A 16,399-nucleotide genomic window follows, 5' to 3' on the forward strand; every position below is an offset into this window, starting at 1 on the left:
GGAACATACGGCAAATGCCCCGACCCTCTGATCACCGGTGAGCACCGCTCTCGCCACCCGGCGCATCGTGCGCGGCGCGACGGCCCTGCGCGGCGGCCGACTCCGGCGCCCGACGCCGTACCAGGCATTCGGCTTCCTGTTCTGGCTGGTGATGTCACTGGCGTACTGGCGCGTGCCGCTGTGCTGCGACGCCGGCCAGCACGCGGCGGTCGTCGAACGCCTCAAGGCGGGCCTGCTCCATCCGCGCCACCCGATGGCGGACCTGCCGGGCGCGGGCAGCCCGTACTACTCGCCGTACGCGGTGGCACAGGGCGCGTTCGCCCGGCTGACCGGCCTGGGCGGCTGGGAGGTGCTGCGGCTGGCCGGTCCGCTGAACCTCCTCGTCCTGCTGACCGGCATCGGCCGCTTCACGCGCGTGCTGACGCCGAGGCAGTGGGCCCCGGTCCTCGCGGTCGCCTCGATGACGCTGCTGTGGGGCACCGAACGGGCCTGGTGGAGCGGCTACCTCGGGCTGATGTCGATGACGGGCAACCTCGGCTACCCGTCGACGTTCGCGATCGGCCTCGCCTTCTGGGCCTGGGCGTTGACGGGTGCGCGAGCGCGGAACGCGGAGCGGGTGCGGTTCGTCGGCCCGAGCGGACTGCCGGGCCCGGCCGGGTACGCGGGGCTCGGCGCGCTGTACGGGCTGATCCTGCTGATCCACCCGATCACGGCGGTGGCTGCGGTGCTCGGCGCGGTGGCCTTCGTGGCGGGGTGGCAGCGGAGTTGGGGGCTCGCCACGGCGGGGCGCTGGGCGCTGGCGTGCGGGACGGCCCTGCTGGTCGCCATGGTGTGGCCGTACTTCGACGTGTTCGCGCTGGCCGCCGACAGCAGCGTGGACGCGATGCACCGGCGGCTCTACCGGGGCCTGACCGGCCACTTCTGGCTGGCGCTGCTGGGGTTGCCGGCGCTGTGGCTGCGGGCGCGGCGGGCGGCTTCGGGGCCAGGGACGACGGGGGCCCGGTGGTGGTCGGGGGTGCGGGATCCGCTGGTGCTGATGTTCGGCCTGGAGTGCCTGGTGGTGGCGTACGGCTGGCTCGGCGGGCACTACACGTACGGCAGGATCCTCGGGCTGACGCTCCTGCCGCTCCAGTTCGCGCTCGCCGTGGAACTGGCGGCGCCCGGGCCGTGGTCGGCGCGGCGGCGGATGCTGGGCGAGGTCGTCGCGGTGGGCGCCTGCATCGGCTTTCTGACCGTGCAGGCGGGGGCGGTGGTGCCGCGGTCACTGGATCCGGTCGGCTTCGCACAGCCGCCGCGCTGGCCGTCGTACGCGTGGGCCGCGCGGCACATCGGGCCCGGCGAGGTCGTGATCACCGACGGCTACTACGCCGTCCACGCGATCGCGGGCTACGGCCCGAACCTCGCCGCGCCCGCCTGGCCGGACCCGGCCCTGGCCGAACCGGAGCGGCTGCGCCGGCTGGCCGACGTCCGCGGCTACCTCGCCCCGGCCTCGACCCGCGCCGAGCGCACCGCCGTAGTCCGCCGCTATCACGTGCGCTGGCTGCTGCTGACGCGCTGGCACCCCGTGCCCGGGGAGGCCGTGGTGGTGGCGTGGAGTCCGCGGACGGGAGAGGTGCTGGCGCGGGTCGGGTGAGGTCGTGCCCGGCTGCTACTCGACAACGAGGGTGACCTCGATGTTGCCGCGGGTGGCGTTGGAGTACGGGCAGACCTGGTGGGCGGCCTCGACCAGCTTGTGGCCGGTGGCCTCGTCCACGGTGTCGGGGAGCTCGACGCGCAGGGTGACCTTCAGGGCGAAACCCTCGCCCACCTTGCCGATGCCGACCTCGGCGGTCACGGCCGCGTCGCTGACGTCGACCTTCGCCTGCCGGCCGACGGCACCGAGAGCGCTGCCGAAGCAGGCCGCGTAACCGGCGGCGAAGAGCTGCTCCGGGTTGGTGCCCTGGCCGTTGCCGCCCATCTCCACCGGGAACGCCAGCGGGACGTCGATCTTGCCGTCGGAGGAGACGGCACGGCCCTCGCGGCCGTGGGTGGCGGTGGCGACAGCGGTGTAGAGCGCGTCCATGGAAAACCATCCCTCTCAAAGTCATCTGCCGGCGGCTTCGGCTTCTTCGGCCGCCTGACGGACTCAAGTAGAGCACACAATTCAATTGCGTACAACTAAATGGCCTGCAAGGGCTATCCTGGTCGCATGACCACGCCGACTCCCACTCCGCCCACCACCGACTGGCTCCGTCTCGACCAGCAGATCTGCTTCTCCCTGAACGCGGCCTCGCGCGCGTTCGGCGGTGTCTACCGGGTGGTCCTCAAGGACCTCGGGATCACGTATCCGCAGTACCTGGTGATGCTGGTGCTGTGGGAGCACGGCGAGCTGCCCGTCAAGAAGCTCGGCGAGCACCTGCGGCTCGACTCCGGCACCCTGTCCCCGCTGCTCAAGCGGCTGGAGGCGGCCGGTCTGGTCCGCCGCGAGCGCAGCGCCCGCGACGAGCGCTCGGTGGAGGTGGGGCTGACGGACGAGGGCGACGCGATGCGCGAGCGCGCCCTCGCGGTGCCCCGCCGCATCTCCGCCGCGACCGGCTTCGACGTGGACGAGATCCGCGAACTGCGCTCCCGCCTCGACGAACTCACCTCGGCTCTGGACGCGGCGACGCTGGAGCGGGCGTCGGAGGAGTGAGCGCGGGGGCGATTGCGGGGCTGTGCTTGCCTGTTGGGCCGCGCGTGACTGTCGGGCGGGAGTTGGATGCCGGGCCGGGCGTGCCGGTGGGGCTGGGCGCGGCCGTCGGGCCGAGCCCAACTGCCGCACCCGGCCCCACCGTCGGACCGAACGCGTCCGGCCGTCTGACGTAGAGCCGGAGGGCGACGCCCCCGAGTACGTACCGCGTCCGCTGCGCGCTCGCGGGCACGAACTGCTCTTCCACGGCGGTGAGTTTGGTGCGTTCGGTGGGGTCGCCGGGGTACCAGCGGGAGCGCAGGGCGTACGGCTCGGTGACGACCCAGAGGCGGTGCACGCGCGCGAGTCTGCGGCGCAGTTCGCCGGCGCCGACCTCACGGCCGTAGAGCGTGCCGGACGGTGGGCCGGGCTCGCCGAGGGCGATGTCCCAGGCCCGCCGGAACCCCTTGGGGTACGCCAGTGCCGAGCGCCGGCCGATCGACGGGAGGTACACCACCGGGTCGCCGGGGCGCAGTTGCCGGGCGGTGAGTGCGGAGACGGCGGCGAGGTCGTCGGGGCGGTGGGCGGGGGTGCGGTCCTGGCGGTACACGGGGAGGGCGTGCAGGAAGGCCAGGGTGACGGCGAGGGCGCCCGCGGCGGGCGTGTGGAGCAGGCGGCGCATCGTCGGCCGGCCGGCATCGGCCGAGACCATCCGGTCCGCTCCCGCCGCCACCAGCAACGGCACTCCGGCCAGGGCGTACAGCACATACCGGTCGTCGTACATCGGCCGCACCTGCGAGACCGTCATCAGCAGCGCGGGCGGCACCACCGCCAACGGCAGCGCGACGGCGGCCACTTGGCGCACCGGCAGCCCCAGCACCACCAGCATCAGGCACCCCCAGAACACCACGCCGGTGGGCCCGGCCGTGAAGCCGCGCAGCAGCCGTTCCGCACTCCCCCACCCTGGCACCGGCAACCACTCCACCTGGCCCGACTGCGCCCGCGACACCAGCACGAGCGGCAGCAGTACGACGCCGACGGCCCCCGTCGCGCGCGCCCAGCCCCACCAGGCCCGCTTCGGCGCCCGCGTCCAGACCAGCGTGACCGCGTGCGCGCACAGCACCAGGACCGCCAGTTCGTGCAGCAGACAGGTGGCGGCGAGCACGAGCGCGTACGGCCACCAGGACCGTCCGTCCAGCGCGCGCACCAGGAGCAGCGTCGCGCCCGCCACGCCGGCCGCGACCAGGGCGTACGACCGTCCCTCCTGCGCGTAGTGCCCGACCATCGGGGTCACGGCGTACAGCAGTCCGGCCCACAACCCGACGCGCGCCCCCGCGAGCCGGACGCCGAGCGCCCCGACGAGGCCCGCGGTCGCGGCGGCGGCGCAGACCGACGGCAGGCGCAGGACGATCTCGTCCGAGTGGACGGCGAGGACGGCGTGCATGAGCAGGTAGTACAGGCCGTGCACCGCGTCCACGCCGTGCAGCAGCCGCCAGATCTGCGGCACGGAGCGCCGTGCGACCTGGAAGGTGACGCCCTCGTCGCGCCATATGCCGCCGCGGTCGAGCCCCCACAGTCCGATCGCGAGCATGACGGCCGCGGGCACCGCCACGGCCACGACGGCCTCCGTAGGTTTCCGACGGCCCGCTGCCGCACCTTCGTTCTCCACGGAAATCATTTTGTACTACTAGTAGCCTCTTACTGATGATTGACGATGCATGAGGAGGTATGTGGACGTTCGCGACGTTCACCGGCCTCTGTCCACAGGGAGCCCGCCGCCGGTCCCGCCTGACACCCCCGCCTGCTTCACTGATACGCGGGACACACCGACGAGGGGACGGTCGCACATGACCTGGCTGATCACCGGCGGCGCCGGCTACATCGGGGCGCACGTCGTGCGCGCGATGACCGAGGCGGGCGAACAGGCCGTGGTGTACGACGACCTGTCGACCGGCATCGCCGAGCGCGTGCCGGACGGGGTGCCCCTGGTGACCGGCTCGACGCTGGACGGCGAACGGCTGGCGCGCACGCTGGCCGACCACGAGGTCACCGGAGTCGTCCATCTCGCGGCGAAGAAGCAGGTGGGCGAGTCGGTGCAACTCCCCCTGCACTACTACCGCGAGAACGTCGAGGGCCTGCGCGTCCTCCTGGAGGCCGTGACGGCGGCCGGCGTCCCGTCCTTCGTCTTCTCCTCCTCCGCGGCCGTGTACGGCATGCCGGACGTGGACCTGGTGACGGAGGAGACCCCCTGCGTGCCCATGTCGCCGTACGGGGAGACGAAACTGGCCGGCGAGTGGCTGGTCCGCGCGACGGGCCGCGCGACCGGACTCTCCACGGCCTCCCTCCGCTACTTCAACGTGGCGGGCGCGGCGGCCCCGGAGCTGGCCGACGTCGGCGTCTACAACCTCGTCCCCATGGTCTTCGAGAAGCTCACCGAGAACGCGCCCCCACGCATCTTCGGCGACGACTACGACACCCCCGACGGCACCTGCGTACGCGACTACATCCACGTCGTCGACCTCGCCGAGGCCCACGTCGCCGCCGCCCACGCCCTGCGCTCCGCTCCCGGCCGCGACCTCACCCTCAACATCGGCCGCGGCGAGGGCGTCTCGGTCCGCGAAATGATCGACCACATCAACACCCTCACCGGCTACGACCGCCCCCCGACCGCCCTTCCCCGCCGCCCCGGCGACCCCGCCCGAGTAGTCGCCTCCGCCGACCGCGCCGCCACCGAACTGGGCTGGAAGGCCAAACACGACGTCCAGGACATGATCACGTCGGCCTGGGAGGGGTGGGTGCGGCGGCATCCGGGGGCGGGGCGGGGCTGACCCGCACCGCCAACTGCCGGCCCGCCGCTACTGGTTGTTCAAATACGCCAGTACCGCCAGCACCCGCCGATGCCCGCTGTCGCTCGGCGGCAGGCCCAGTTTCAGGAAGACGTTGCCGATGTGTTTGTGGACGGCGCGTTCGGTGACCACGAGGGTCTTGGCGATGGTGGCGTTGTCGTGGCCCTCGGCCATCAGGGCGAGGACCTCGCGTTCGCGGGGGGTGAGGGAGTCGAGCGGGGAGTCCTTGCGGCGGGTGAGGAGTTCGGTGACGACCTCGGGGTCGAGGGCGGTGCCGCCGGCGGCGACGCGTTCCAGCGCGTCGAGGAACTCGTCGACCCGGCCGACCCGGTCCTTGAGGAGGTAGCCGAGGCCGCTCGCGCCGCCGGTCAGCAGCTCGGCGGCGTACGACTCCTCGACGTACTGGGACAGGACCAGGACCGGCAGGCCGGGGATCCGCTCGCGTGCCTCCAGGGCGGCGCGCAGGCCCTCGTCGCGGAAGCCGGGGGGCATGCGGACGTCGAGGACGGCGGCGTCGGGGCGGTGTTCCAGCAGGGCGGGCAGCACCTCCGGGCCGGTGCCGGCGACGGCGACCACGTCGTGTCCCGCGGATGTCAGCAGGAGGACGAGACCCTCCCTGAGGAGGGCGTTGTCCTCGGCGATCACGACTCTCACGGCAGTTCCGCCTCAACTCCGGTCACCGTGCGCACGGCGACGTCCTGTCGGCCACCGGCGGCCTGATCACCGCAGCCTACTCACAGTGCCTTGATCGCCTCCGCGGTGGCCCGCGCCAGCGCGCCCAGGTATCCCTTGGGCAGCTTCGGGCTGCGGATCACCACCGAGCGCCAGTACAGGGGCCCGGAGATCAGGTCGAGGGCCAGGTCCTCGTCGAGGTCGCCGTTGACCTCCCCGCGCTGCGCCGCCGCCACCACGATCTTGCTGGCGACGCCCTCCTGACCCTCGCGCAGCGCCTTCTGCATGGCCTCGGCGATCTCGGGGTTGCGGGCCGCCTCGGCCTGCAGGTCCGGGATGATCTGCGAGGCCACGGGGTGGCGCAACGCGCGCGAGGTGAACTCGTACAGCAGCCGCAGGTCGCCCTCCAGGGAGCCCGTGTCGGGCACCGGCAGGCCCTGCACCGCGAGCGCCGAGACGACGTCGAGCACCAGGTGCAGCTTGGAACGCCAGCGGCGGTACACCGCGGTCTTGCCGACGCCCGCGCGACGCGCGATCCCCTCGATGGACATCCGCGCGTAGCCGACGGCCGCGAGCTCCTCGAAGACGGCGGCCCGAATGGCTTCCGTCACATCCGGACGGAGCACGGCCGCTCCGGCGGGGGTGCGGCGGCGCGGACGGGTTTGGGGCTCGTCGGCGTTCGTCGTCATGCCGCCCAGCATAGGGCGTTGCGACGATACGGTCCCGTCCCCACGCTGCGCGTCACGACGAAACGGTTCCGTCCCGGCGACGAAACGGTCTCGGCCCGGCGAAGAACGTGACGACGAAACGGTTGCGTTCCGACGCCCGGACGGCCTACGCTCACGTTGCGACGATACGGTCCCGTCCCGACGTAAGAGAACGTGAAGAGAAGCGTAAGGAAACGCCGGGTTACGGACCGGCCGGCCGACGGGCCGGTTCGCCCGCACCCCCACCCCCCGAGCGAAAGCAGCGGATGTGAGCCAGGTACTCCACACACCGCCCCCGACGTCGACTGCCGACGACGACGATCTCGCGGCACTCGCCGCGCGACACGGCCTCACGGTCAGCGGCGCCCGCCCCACCCTGCCCCAGTACGTCCGTGAGCTGTGGGCCCGGCGCCACTTCATCGCCGCCTTCTCCACCGCCAAGCTCACGTCCCAGTACAGCCAGGCGAAGCTCGGCCAGGTCTGGCAGGTCATGACCCCGCTGCTCAACGCGGCGGTGTACTACTTCATCTTCGGCGTGCTGCTCGACACCAAGCGGAGCGTGCCGGACTACATCCCGTTCCTGGTTACGGGCGTGTTCATCTGGACGTTCACCCAGAGCTCGATCCTGACCGGCACCCGCGCCATCTCCGGCAACCTCGGCCTGGTCCGCGCCCTGCACTTCCCGCGGGCCGCGCTGCCGATCTCCTTCTGCCTGCAGCAGCTCCAGCAGCTGCTGTTCTCGATGTGCGCCCTGGTCGTGATCCTGCTCTGCTTCGGCATCCCGGTCTCGTTCTCCTGGTTCCTGGCGATCCCGGTCCTGGTGCTGCAGTTCACGTTCAACACCGGCATCGCGATGATCATGGCCCGGCTGGGCTCCAAGACCCCTGACATCGCCCAGCTGATGCCGTTCGTGCTGCGCACCTGGATGTACATCTCCGGCGTCATGTGGAGCATCGACAAGCTGACCAAGCAGCACGACGACCTGCCCAGCTGGGTGGCTCCGGCGCTCAAGGCCAACCCGCCCGCCGTCTACATCGACCTGATGCGCTACTCCCTCATCGACAGCTTCCACGCGAGCCAGCTGCCGCCCCACGTGTGGGCGCTCGCCGTGGGCTGGGCGCTGCTCGCCGGGGTCTGTGGCTTCATCTACTTCTGGAAGGCCGAGGAGACGTACGGCCGTGGCTGAGCACACCGAAGAGTTCGCAGACGGGATCACCGACCGCATGACCGACCAGGACGCCGCCCAGACCTCCCGCAGCGACATCCCCACCGTCGTCGCCGACAGCGTCGACATCGTCTACCGGGTCAACGGCACCAGCGGCGGACGTGGTTCCGCGACCGCCGCCCTCAACCGCATGCTGCGCCGCAAGCAGGCCGACCAGGCCTCGGGCGTCCGCAAGGTGCACGCCGTCAGGAACGTGTCCTTCGTCGCGTACAAGGGCGAGGCCATCGGCCTGATCGGCACCAACGGCTCCGGCAAGTCGACCCTGCTGAAGGCGGTCGCGGGCCTGCTGCCGGTGGAGAACGGCCGGATCTACACCGACGGCCAGCCCTCCCTCCTCGGCGTCAACGCGGCCCTGATGAGCGACCTGACCGGCGAGCGCAACGTCTACCTCGGCGGCCTCGCCATGGGCATGTCCCGCGAGGAGATCAAGGAGCGCTACGACGACATCGTCGACTTCTCCGGCATCAACGAGAAGGGCGACTTCATCACCCTGCCCATGCGGACGTACTCCTCCGGCATGGGCGCCCGGCTGCGCTTCTCCATCGCCGCCGCCAAGGACCACGACGTCCTGCTCATCGACGAGGCGCTGGCCACCGGCGACGCGGCCTTCCGCAAGCGCTCCGAGCAGCGCATCCGCGAGCTGCGCAAGCACGCGGGCACGGTGTTCCTGGTCAGCCACAACAACAAGACGATCCGCGACACCTGCGACCGCGTCCTGTGGCTGGAGCGCGGGGTGCTGCGCCTGGACGGTCCGACGGAGGAGGTCCTCGCGGAGTACGAGGCCTTCACCGGCGACAAGAGCGACAAGACGGCGAAGCCCAAGGCCAAGCCGAAGCCGAAGCCTGCGGCGGCTGTGACGGCCTGACCTACCTGGCCCGCCTGGCCGACCCGGCACCCGGCACCCGGCACCCGGACAGAGGAGCCCCGGACCGCTCGACGCGGTCCGGGGCTCCTTTCTGTTCTTACTGGCTACGCATGCGCCCGCAGCAGCGTCCGCATCGTCCGCATCGCCACCGACAGGTTGGCCAGGTCGAACGCCTCCGAGCTCTGGATCTCGTCCAGCGTCGTGCGGGCCCGGCCGAGGATCGGCGCGTTCTTCTCCTCCCAGGCCTTGAAGCGCTGCTCGGGGGTCGAGGTGCCGTTGCCGACGGCCAGGACGTCGGCGGTCAGCGCCGAGTGCGCCGCGTAGAGGTCCTCGCGGATGGAGGCGCGGGCCATGGACTGCCAGCGGTCGGCGCGGGGCAGCTCGATGATGCGATCCATGAGCTGGGTGATGTGGAGGCGGTCGGCGAGGTCGTAGTAGACCTCGGCGACGTCCATCGGCTCCTTGCCCATGCGGTCGGCCACCGAGACGATGTCCAGCGCAGGGAAGGCCGAGGAGAAACCGGCCACGCGCGTGGCCAGCTCGCCCGGGACACCGGCGCCGGTCAGCTCGTCGTAGATCCGCTGCCACCACTCCAGGTCCGCTCCGCGCAGCAGCTTCGGCAGCTGCTGCCAGACCTGCTCGACCCGCTCGGCGAAGAACTCCACCGTCTCGGCGAGCTGCAGCGGCTGGCGCCGGTTGTTGAGCAGCCAGCGCGTGCCGCGCTCGACGAGCCGCCGCGAGTGCAGCCGGATCCGGGTCTGGACGGCGGCCTCGACCTGGTTGTCCAGGGCCTCGACCGCGTCCCACACCGGCGCCGAGCTGAAGATCCTGCGCGCCACGGTCTGGGCCCGGACGATCTCCTCAAGGGACGCCCCCGTCTCCTCACGGAGCCGGTGCAGATACGTCGTACCGCCCGTGTTGACCGTGTCGTTGACCAGCACGGTCGTCACGATCTCCCGGCTCAGCGGGTGCTTGTCCATGTACTCGGGGAACTTCTCGCGCAGCGCCGTCGGGAAGTACGCGCGCAGCAGGGCGCGCAGGTAGGGGTCGTCCGGCAGCGTGGTGTGCAGCAGCTCGTCGGCGACCGTGATCTTCGTGTACGCCATCAGCACGGCCGTCTCCGGGCTGGTCAGCCCCTGGCCCTGAGCGAGGCGTTCGCGGATCTGGCGGTCGGTCGGCAGGAACTCCAGCGCCCGGTCGAGGTGGCCCTCGCGCACCAGGTGGCGGATGAACCGCTGCTGGGCGTGGAGCATGTCCTTGGACTGGGCAAGGGCGTTGGCGATCGCGGTGTTCTGCGCGTAGTTGTTGCGCAGGACCAGCCGGCCGACCTCGTCGGTCATCTCGGCGAGCAGCTTGTTGCGCTGCTTGACTGTCATGTCGCCGTCGGTGACCAGGCCGTTGAGCAGGATCTTGATGTTCACCTCGTGGTCGGAGGTGTCCACGCCCGCGCTGTTGTCGATCGCGTCCGTGTTGATCTTGCCACCGGCCAGCGCGAACTCGATCCGGCCCAGCTGGGTCAGCCCGAGGTTGCCGCCCTCGCCGACGACCTTGACGCGCAGGTCGGCGCCGTCGACGCGGATCGGGTCGTTGGCCTTGTCGCCGACGTCCGCGTGGGTCTCGGTGGACGCCTTCACATACGTACCGATGCCGCCGTTCCACAGCAGGTCCACCGGCGCCTTGAGGATCGCCTTCATCAGGTCGGCCGGGGTCATCTTGGCGACCTTGTCCTCGATACCGAGGGCCTCGCGGATGTGGGAGTTGACCGGAATGGCCTTGGCGGTACGGGGGAAGATGCCGCCGCCGGTGGAGATGAGCTCCGTGTTGTAGTCGGCCCAGCTGGAGCGCGGCAGCTCGAAGACGCGGCGGCGCTCGGCGTAGGAGGGGGCCGCCTCCGGGTGCGGGTCGATGAAGATGTGCCGGTGGTCGAAGGCGGCGACCAGGCGGATGGGCTCGGACAGCAGCATGCCGTTGCCGAACACGTCACCGGACATGTCACCGATGCCGACGACCGTGAAGTCCTCGCTCTGCGTGTCGACGTCCAGCTCCCGGAAGTGCCGCTTCACGGACTCCCAGGCGCCGCGGGCGGTGATGCCCATGCCCTTGTGGTCGTAACCCGCCGAGCCGCCGGAGGCGAAGGCGTCGCCGAGCCAGAAGTTGTACGTCTCCGCGACCCCGTTGGCGATGTCCGAGAACGTCGCCGTGCCCTTGTCGGCGGCGACCACGAGGTACGTGTCGTCCTCGTCGTGCCGCACGACGTCCGCCGGGGGCACGACCTCGCCGGCCACCATGTTGTCGGTGATGTCGAGCAGGGCCGAGATGAACGTCTTGTAGCTGGAGATGCCCTCCGCGAGCCACGCGTCCCGGTCCACGCTCGGGTCCGGGAGCTGCTTGGCGACGAAGCCGCCCTTGGCGCCGACCGGCACGATGACGGTGTTCTTCACCATCTGCGCCTTGACCAGGCCGAGGATCTCGGTGCGGAAGTCCTCCTTGCGGTCCGACCAGCGCAGACCACCGCGCGCGACCTTGCCGAAGCGCAGGTGCACGCCCTCCACCTGCGGCGAGTACACCCAGATCTCGTACGCCGGTCGCGGCGCGGGCAGATCCGGGATGGCCTGCGGGTCGAACTTCATGGACACGTACGCGTGCGGCTTGCCGCCCGCCGCCTCCTGGAAGAAGTTCGTCCGCAGCGTCGCCTTGATGACCGTCAGGAAGGACCGCAGGATGCGGTCCTCGTCGAGGGAGGCCACCTGGTCGAGGGCCGCGTCGACCTCTTCGAGGAGTGCGTCGACGATCTCGTGGCCCGCGCGCTGGCGGTCCGGCGACATCCGCGCCTCGAACAGGGAGACCAGCAGCCGGGTGGTGTGGACATTGTTCCGGAGGGTGTCCTCCATGTAGTCCTGGCTGAAGGTGGAGCCCGCCTGGCGCAGGTACTTGGCGTACGCCCGCAGCACCATCGCCTGGCGCCAGTTGAGACCGGCGCTCAGCACCAGCGAGTTGAAGCCGTCGTTCTCCGCCTTGCCGGTCCAGGTGGCGGCGAAGGCCTCCTGGAAGCGCTCGCGGCCGTCGTCGCCGAGGTAGTCCCCGCTGCCGTTCTGCGACTTGGGCATGCGCAGGCCGAAGTCGTAGATCCAGGCGATGCTGCGGTCCGAGCAGCGCAGTTCGTAGGGCCGCTCGTCCATCACCTCGACGCCGAGCCGGTTGAGCACCGGCAGCACCGCGGAGAGGGTGATCGAGCCGCCCTTGCGGTAGATCTTGAACCGGCGCTCCTCGGGTGCGGCGCCCACCGGCTCGTACAGGCTGAGCGCGAAGTCCTTGCCGCTCTCCGAGTGGGGGTCGCTGAGCTGTTCCAGGTGGACCAGGTCGGCGACCGCGGAGCGCGGGGAGTGGTCGGCCTTGTAGCCCTCGGGGAAGGCACTGCCGTACCGGCGCAGCAGCTCTGCGGCCTTCTCCTCGCCGCACTCGGAGTTCAGCGCCTCCCCGAACGCGTCCGCCCAGGAGCGGGCGGCCTCGACCAGGCGGGCCTCGATGCGCTCCTTGTCGGCGTCGGACAGCTGCGGCAGCTCGGTGCCCTGCGGGACGCGCACCACGAAGTGCAGCCTGGAGAGGATCGACTCGGTGTTCCAGGCCGTGAAGTCGACGCTGGTACCGCCCAGTTGCTCCTTGAGGATGTCGATGATCCGCAGCCGGACGCCGGTGGTGTAGCGGTCGCGCGGGAGGTAGACGAGGGCCGAGTAGTAGCGGCCGTACTCGTCCTGGCGCAGGTAGAGGCGCAGGCGCCGGCGCTCCTGCAGATAGAGCACCGAGGTGACGATGGACTGCAGCTCGTCGACCGGGGTCTGGAAGAGCTCGTCGCGCGGGTACGTCTCCATGATCTGCAGCAGGTCGCGCCCGTCATGGCTGTTGGGCGAGAAGCCGGCCCGGTCCAGGACCTCTTCGACCTTGCGGCGGATGACCGGAACCCGGCGCACCGATTCGGTGTACGCGGCGGACGAGAACAGCCCGAGGAACCGGCGCTCACCGATCACGTTGCCGTCCGCGTCGAACTTCTTGACGCCGATGTAGTCCAGGTACGACGGCCGGTGCACGGTCGAGCGGCTGTTGGCCTTCGTCAGCACCAGGAGCTTGTGCTCGCGCGCCTTGGCGCGGGCGTCGGCGGGCAGCCGCTCGAAGGACGGGCTGACCGGGTGGCTCTCGTCACCGGCGTGCTGCGGGTCGGAGCGCAGGATGCCGAGGCCGGTGCCGGGCACGGCGGCCAGCGAGTCGTCGTCCCGCAGCTGGTACTCGCGGTAGCCGAGGAAGGTGAAGTGGTCGGCGGCCAGCCAGCGCAGCAGCTCGCGCGCCTCCTCGACGTCCTGGGCGCGCAGGTCGGAGGCGACGGGCTCCTTGGGCAGTTCGTCGGCCATGCGCAGCGCCGCGTCCCGCATCTTGTCCCAGTCCTCGACGGCCTCCCGGGCGTCGGACAGGACACGCAGCAGGTCGGCGGTGATCTGCTTGAGGTCGTCGCGGTCGGTCTCGCGGTCGATCTCGACGTGGATCCAGGACTCGATGTGCGCGTCGTGCGGCAGCTCGCCGCCCGACGGCGTGGTGAGCACCTCGATGAGCTTGCCGGTGACGTCACGGCGGACGACGACCTGCGGGTGGATCACCACGTGAATACCGCGGCCCTGCCGGGTCAGCTCGTTCGTCACGGAGTCCACGAGGAAGGGCATGTCGTCGGTGACGACCTCGACGACGGAGTGGCTGCACGTCCAGCCGTTCTCCTCGACGGTCGGGGTGTGCACCCGCACGTTGGCCGTGCCCTGCGGGCGGTTCTCGGCCAACCGGTAGTGCGAGAAGGCGGCCCCGAAAATGTCGACCGGCTCACGGTCGCCCAGATCCTCCGGGGCCGTGTGCAGGTAGTAGCGCTGGAGGAACGCGAGTACGGATTCGCTGTCCGGGGTGTCCGGATCGCCCTCGTCCGCCGTCCCGGTCGGTAGGTTCCCCCCGACCGGGCTGTTCTCAGCTACCCGAGCGGCCCTCTCCAGCAGCTCGGCCTTGGCTTCGTCCAGCTTGGTCTGCATTGTCCTCTGGCTCCTGTCGCGCGCCGTTGCGTGACGTAGAAGGAAGTACGGGGTCTTCCCCTGCGGCTCGACGCCACGGCCCGGGGTCTCCGGTCTGCTCCGACGCTATGCCGCAAGGTGAGATGAGCGGGGGGTTATCAGCCAATGTCGGCGCCCCCGATGGGTGTGACGCTGCTCTCGGCGGCGCCTCTTCCAGGGGGGTGCGCGGCGCCTCGGCGGCGCTCACGCCTCCGTCCCGCCCGCGCGGACCAGCGACCGCCGCCCGGACACGGATGTGGTCCGTGTTCACCGGGCGCAGGGCAGGGGCGACAGTGCCCCCGCGAGCTATCGCGCTGATCACGCCACCCAGGCTATCGCTCCCTGCGGGGGCCCCGTCATGAGCCGTATGTGTACAAAACCAGGGGTGGAACTTTGACGTTCTGCACAGGAGCGAAGTACGCGCCGAGGGCGTATCCCGCGCAAGCGCAGACAGGGCGGACAGTGGTGACAGTCCGCCGTGAAAGTCCCCATGCGCTCCCTCCCTCCTCCGTTCGGCGCACGCCCCCTTGGCAAGCGCGCCCGACGGGGGCACGTTGCCGACATGACAGCCAAAATCCTGATCGTCACCGGCGACGCGGCGGAGTCCCTGGAGGTCCTGTACCCCTACCAGCGGCTCCGCGAAGAGGGCTACGAGGTCCACATCGCGGCCCCCACGCGCAAGCAGCTCCGGTTCGTCGTCCACGACTTCGAACCCGGCTTCGACACGTACACCGAGAAGCCCGGCTACACCTGGCCGGCCGACCTGGCCTTCGCCGACGTCGACCCCGGTCAGTACGTCGCCCTCGTCATCCCCGGCGGCCGCGCCCCCGAGTACCTGCGCAACGACCCGGAGCTGCGCAAGATCCTCAAGTCCTTCTTCGACGCGGACAAACCGGTCGCCCAGATCTGCCACGGCCCCCTGCTCACCGCGGCGATCGACAGCCTCCGCGGCCGCCGGGTCACGGCGTACCCCGCTCTTGAGCCCGACATGCAGGCCGCCGGAGCCACCTTCCAGGACGCCGAGGCAGTCGTCGACGGCACCCTGGTCTCCTCCCGCGCCTGGCCGGACCACCCGGCCTGGATGCGGGAGTTCCTGACGGTGCTGCGCGCGAAGGCACCGGTGACCTAGGCGGTCGGCGGGGCGAGGTGGGTCGGTGGGTCGATTCGGGTCGGCGTGACCGGTCGGCGAGGTGGGGTGGGTCGGCCGGGCGTGAGTGCTCGGCGGGTCGACGTGACCGGTCCGCACGCCGGCGCAACCGGCCGGCGAGGCCGGCTCGACCAGGCGGCGGGGCGCGGTGTCCTCTCGGGCGTCGCACCCCGACGCAGTCGCGTCGCTGCCCCTGTGCGCTGCCGACGGATGCGCGCCGCACACGGCCCCCCACGGGCTTGCGTCGCGCCACGCCCCGCACCCTGACAGGCTCACACCGCCCATCGCGCCGGTGAGTTCACACCGCTCCGCCCCCCGCAGGGCTACGCCGCTATTCGCTCCGCCTCCGCGACCGCTTCCGCCAGCGTGTCCACCACCGGTACGCCCACCGCTTCCAGGCTCGCCCGGCCGTGCGAACCGCCGGTGTAGAGCACGGCTCGCGCACCGACGTGCAGCGCGGCCACCGCGTCGTCGGCGGCGTCCCCGATCACCACCGTGCGCGCGGGCTCCACCAACTCCAGTGCGCCGAGGTGGCGGACCATGTGCTCGGCCTTGCTGCCACCGGAGGGCCCGATCCGTCCTTCGACACGGAGGAAGTGCGGTTCGATACCGAATCCCCGGACCAGCGGGACCAGTTCGTCGTGCCCGTACATGCTGAGCAGCGACTGGCTGCGCCCCGCCGACCGCCACCCGGCGAGCAGCTCCACCGCACCGTCGGTGAGCCCGCACCCCACCCGGTGCTCGGTGTAGTACCGGTGGAAGGTCTCGTCCATGACCTCCCACTCGGCGTCGGTCGGCAGCCGCCCGAGCAGCCGCTCGTAGAACTTGGGCACCGGCACGCAGTACAGCGCCCGGTACCGCTCCATCGTGATCGACTCCAGGCCCAGCTCGGCGAAGGCCGCGTTCGTCGCACCGATGATCGCGTCGTTGTCGTGAAACAGCGTCCCGTTCCAGTCCCACACGATGTGGGCCCCTGTCTGCATCCCCATGCCAAAAACGTACCCGTCGCCACTGACAATCAAGAGAACCGCAGGTCAGATGGGTACGGAAGCGGTGGGAGGGGCGAGGTAGGCAAGGCGGGGCCCGCGGGATGGTGAAGGCGGGAAGGACGAAGCGGGCGAGGCGGGCCGGCGCGGGGCCGGAGGGGCGACGCGAGCACGGCAGGCGTCCGCCACAGCCATCCGACACAGCCATCCGCACCACCCGCCGCAG

At 71.0% G+C, this 16,399-nt stretch carries 12 protein-coding genes; 6 read left to right on the forward strand and 6 right to left on the reverse strand.

The annotated features are described in order from the left end of the window. Positions 1 to 37: 37 nt before the first annotated feature. Positions 38 to 1,633, forward strand: coding sequence for a hypothetical protein (locus tag M2283_RS42860; protein WP_280882000.1), 1,596 nt, complete (start codon positions 38 to 40; stop codon positions 1,631 to 1,633). A 15-nt stretch (positions 1,634 to 1,648) separates the two neighbouring features. Here the strand turns inward: M2283_RS42860 and M2283_RS42865 are convergent, their stop codons facing one another. Further along, positions 1,649 to 2,062 (reverse strand): organic hydroperoxide resistance protein, encoded by a 414-nt coding sequence (locus M2283_RS42865; protein ID WP_280882001.1) that lies wholly within the window; start codon positions 2,060 to 2,062, stop codon positions 1,649 to 1,651. A 126-nt stretch (positions 2,063 to 2,188) separates the two neighbouring features. Here M2283_RS42865 and M2283_RS42870 point away from each other — a divergent pair, with 126 nt between their 5' ends. Beyond that, positions 2,189 to 2,671 (forward strand): MarR family winged helix-turn-helix transcriptional regulator, encoded by a 483-nt coding sequence (locus M2283_RS42870; RefSeq protein WP_280882002.1) that lies wholly within the window; start codon positions 2,189 to 2,191, stop codon positions 2,669 to 2,671. Here the strand turns inward: M2283_RS42870 and M2283_RS42875 are convergent. After that, entirely contained in the window at positions 2,622 to 4,265 is a 1,644-nt protein-coding gene (locus M2283_RS42875) for a glycosyltransferase family 39 protein (protein ID WP_348538963.1), read from the reverse strand. The genes M2283_RS42870 and M2283_RS42875 overlap by 50 nt on opposite strands. 229 nt (positions 4,266 to 4,494) lie before the next feature. Here M2283_RS42875 and galE point away from each other — a divergent pair, with 229 nt between their 5' ends. Continuing rightward, entirely contained in the window at positions 4,495 to 5,475 is a 981-nt protein-coding gene (galE, locus tag M2283_RS42880) for a UDP-glucose 4-epimerase GalE (RefSeq protein ID WP_280882003.1), read from the forward strand. Between the two features lie 27 nt (positions 5,476 to 5,502). Here the strand turns inward: galE and M2283_RS42885 are convergent, their stop codons facing one another. Together M2283_RS42885 and M2283_RS42890 are read right to left on the reverse strand one after the other, a co-directional pair. Continuing rightward, positions 5,503 to 6,147, reverse strand: a complete 645-nt coding sequence (locus tag M2283_RS42885; RefSeq protein WP_280882004.1) for a response regulator transcription factor — start codon at positions 6,145 to 6,147, stop codon at positions 5,503 to 5,505. An 80-nt stretch (positions 6,148 to 6,227) separates the two neighbouring features. Then, positions 6,228 to 6,854, reverse strand: coding sequence for a TetR/AcrR family transcriptional regulator (locus M2283_RS42890; protein WP_280882005.1), 627 nt, complete (start codon positions 6,852 to 6,854; stop codon positions 6,228 to 6,230). Between the two features lie 286 nt (positions 6,855 to 7,140). Here M2283_RS42890 and M2283_RS42895 point away from each other — a divergent pair, with 286 nt between their 5' ends. After that, positions 7,141 to 8,058, forward strand: a complete 918-nt coding sequence (locus tag M2283_RS42895) for an ABC transporter permease (protein ID WP_280882006.1) — start codon at positions 7,141 to 7,143, stop codon at positions 8,056 to 8,058. Positions 8,059 to 8,095: 37 nt separating this feature from the next. Further along, the gene (locus M2283_RS42900; RefSeq protein ID WP_280882034.1) at positions 8,096 to 8,962 is read left to right on the forward strand and encodes an ABC transporter ATP-binding protein; all 867 of its coding nucleotides are present in this window, start codon (positions 8,096 to 8,098) and stop codon (positions 8,960 to 8,962) included. Positions 8,963 to 9,066: 104 nt separating this feature from the next. On the opposite strand, the gene M2283_RS42905 is transcribed toward M2283_RS42900, so the two are convergent. Next, positions 9,067 to 14,022 carry an NAD-glutamate dehydrogenase gene (locus M2283_RS42905; RefSeq protein WP_280882007.1) on the reverse strand — a complete coding sequence of 1,652 codons (4,956 nt, stop codon included), beginning with the start codon at positions 14,020 to 14,022 and terminating at the stop codon, positions 9,067 to 9,069. Between the two features lie 580 nt (positions 14,023 to 14,602). Here M2283_RS42905 and M2283_RS42910 point away from each other — a divergent pair. After that, complete coding sequence (locus M2283_RS42910; protein WP_280882008.1) at positions 14,603 to 15,169, forward strand: DJ-1/PfpI family protein; 567 nt, start codon at positions 14,603 to 14,605, stop codon at positions 15,167 to 15,169. A gap of 341 nt (positions 15,170 to 15,510) precedes the next feature. Here the strand turns inward: M2283_RS42910 and M2283_RS42915 are convergent, their stop codons facing one another. Beyond that, complete coding sequence (locus M2283_RS42915; protein ID WP_280882009.1) at positions 15,511 to 16,176, reverse strand: HAD family hydrolase; 666 nt, start codon at positions 16,174 to 16,176, stop codon at positions 15,511 to 15,513. Between the last annotated feature and the right edge of the window lie 223 nt (positions 16,177 to 16,399).

This window comes from Streptomyces pseudovenezuelae (assembly GCF_029892565.1).
In the GTDB taxonomy this organism is placed as follows: Bacteria; Actinomycetota; Actinomycetes; order Streptomycetales; family Streptomycetaceae; genus Streptomyces; species Streptomyces pseudovenezuelae_A.

Excerpts from the sequence above, each read along its gene's own strand:
- M2283_RS42865 (WP_280882001.1), bottom strand. The coding sequence starts at position 2,062 with ATGGACGCGCTCTACACCGCTGTCGCCACCGCCACCCACGGCCGCGAG.
- M2283_RS42870 (WP_280882002.1), top strand. The coding sequence starts at position 2,189 with ATGACCACGCCGACTCCCACTCCGCCCACCACCGACTGGCTCCGTCTC.
- galE (WP_280882003.1), top strand. The coding sequence starts at position 4,495 with ATGACCTGGCTGATCACCGGCGGCGCCGGCTACATCGGGGCGCACGTC.
- M2283_RS42890 (WP_280882005.1), bottom strand. The coding sequence starts at position 6,854 with ATGACGACGAACGCCGACGAGCCCCAAACCCGTCCGCGCCGCCGCACC.
- M2283_RS42900 (WP_280882034.1), top strand. The coding sequence starts at position 8,096 with ATGACCGACCAGGACGCCGCCCAGACCTCCCGCAGCGACATCCCCACC.
- M2283_RS42905 (WP_280882007.1), bottom strand. The coding sequence starts at position 14,022 with ATGCAGACCAAGCTGGACGAAGCCAAGGCCGAGCTGCTGGAGAGGGCC.
- M2283_RS42910 (WP_280882008.1), top strand. The coding sequence starts at position 14,603 with ATGACAGCCAAAATCCTGATCGTCACCGGCGACGCGGCGGAGTCCCTG.
- M2283_RS42915 (WP_280882009.1), bottom strand. The coding sequence starts at position 16,176 with ATGGGGATGCAGACAGGGGCCCACATCGTGTGGGACTGGAACGGGACG.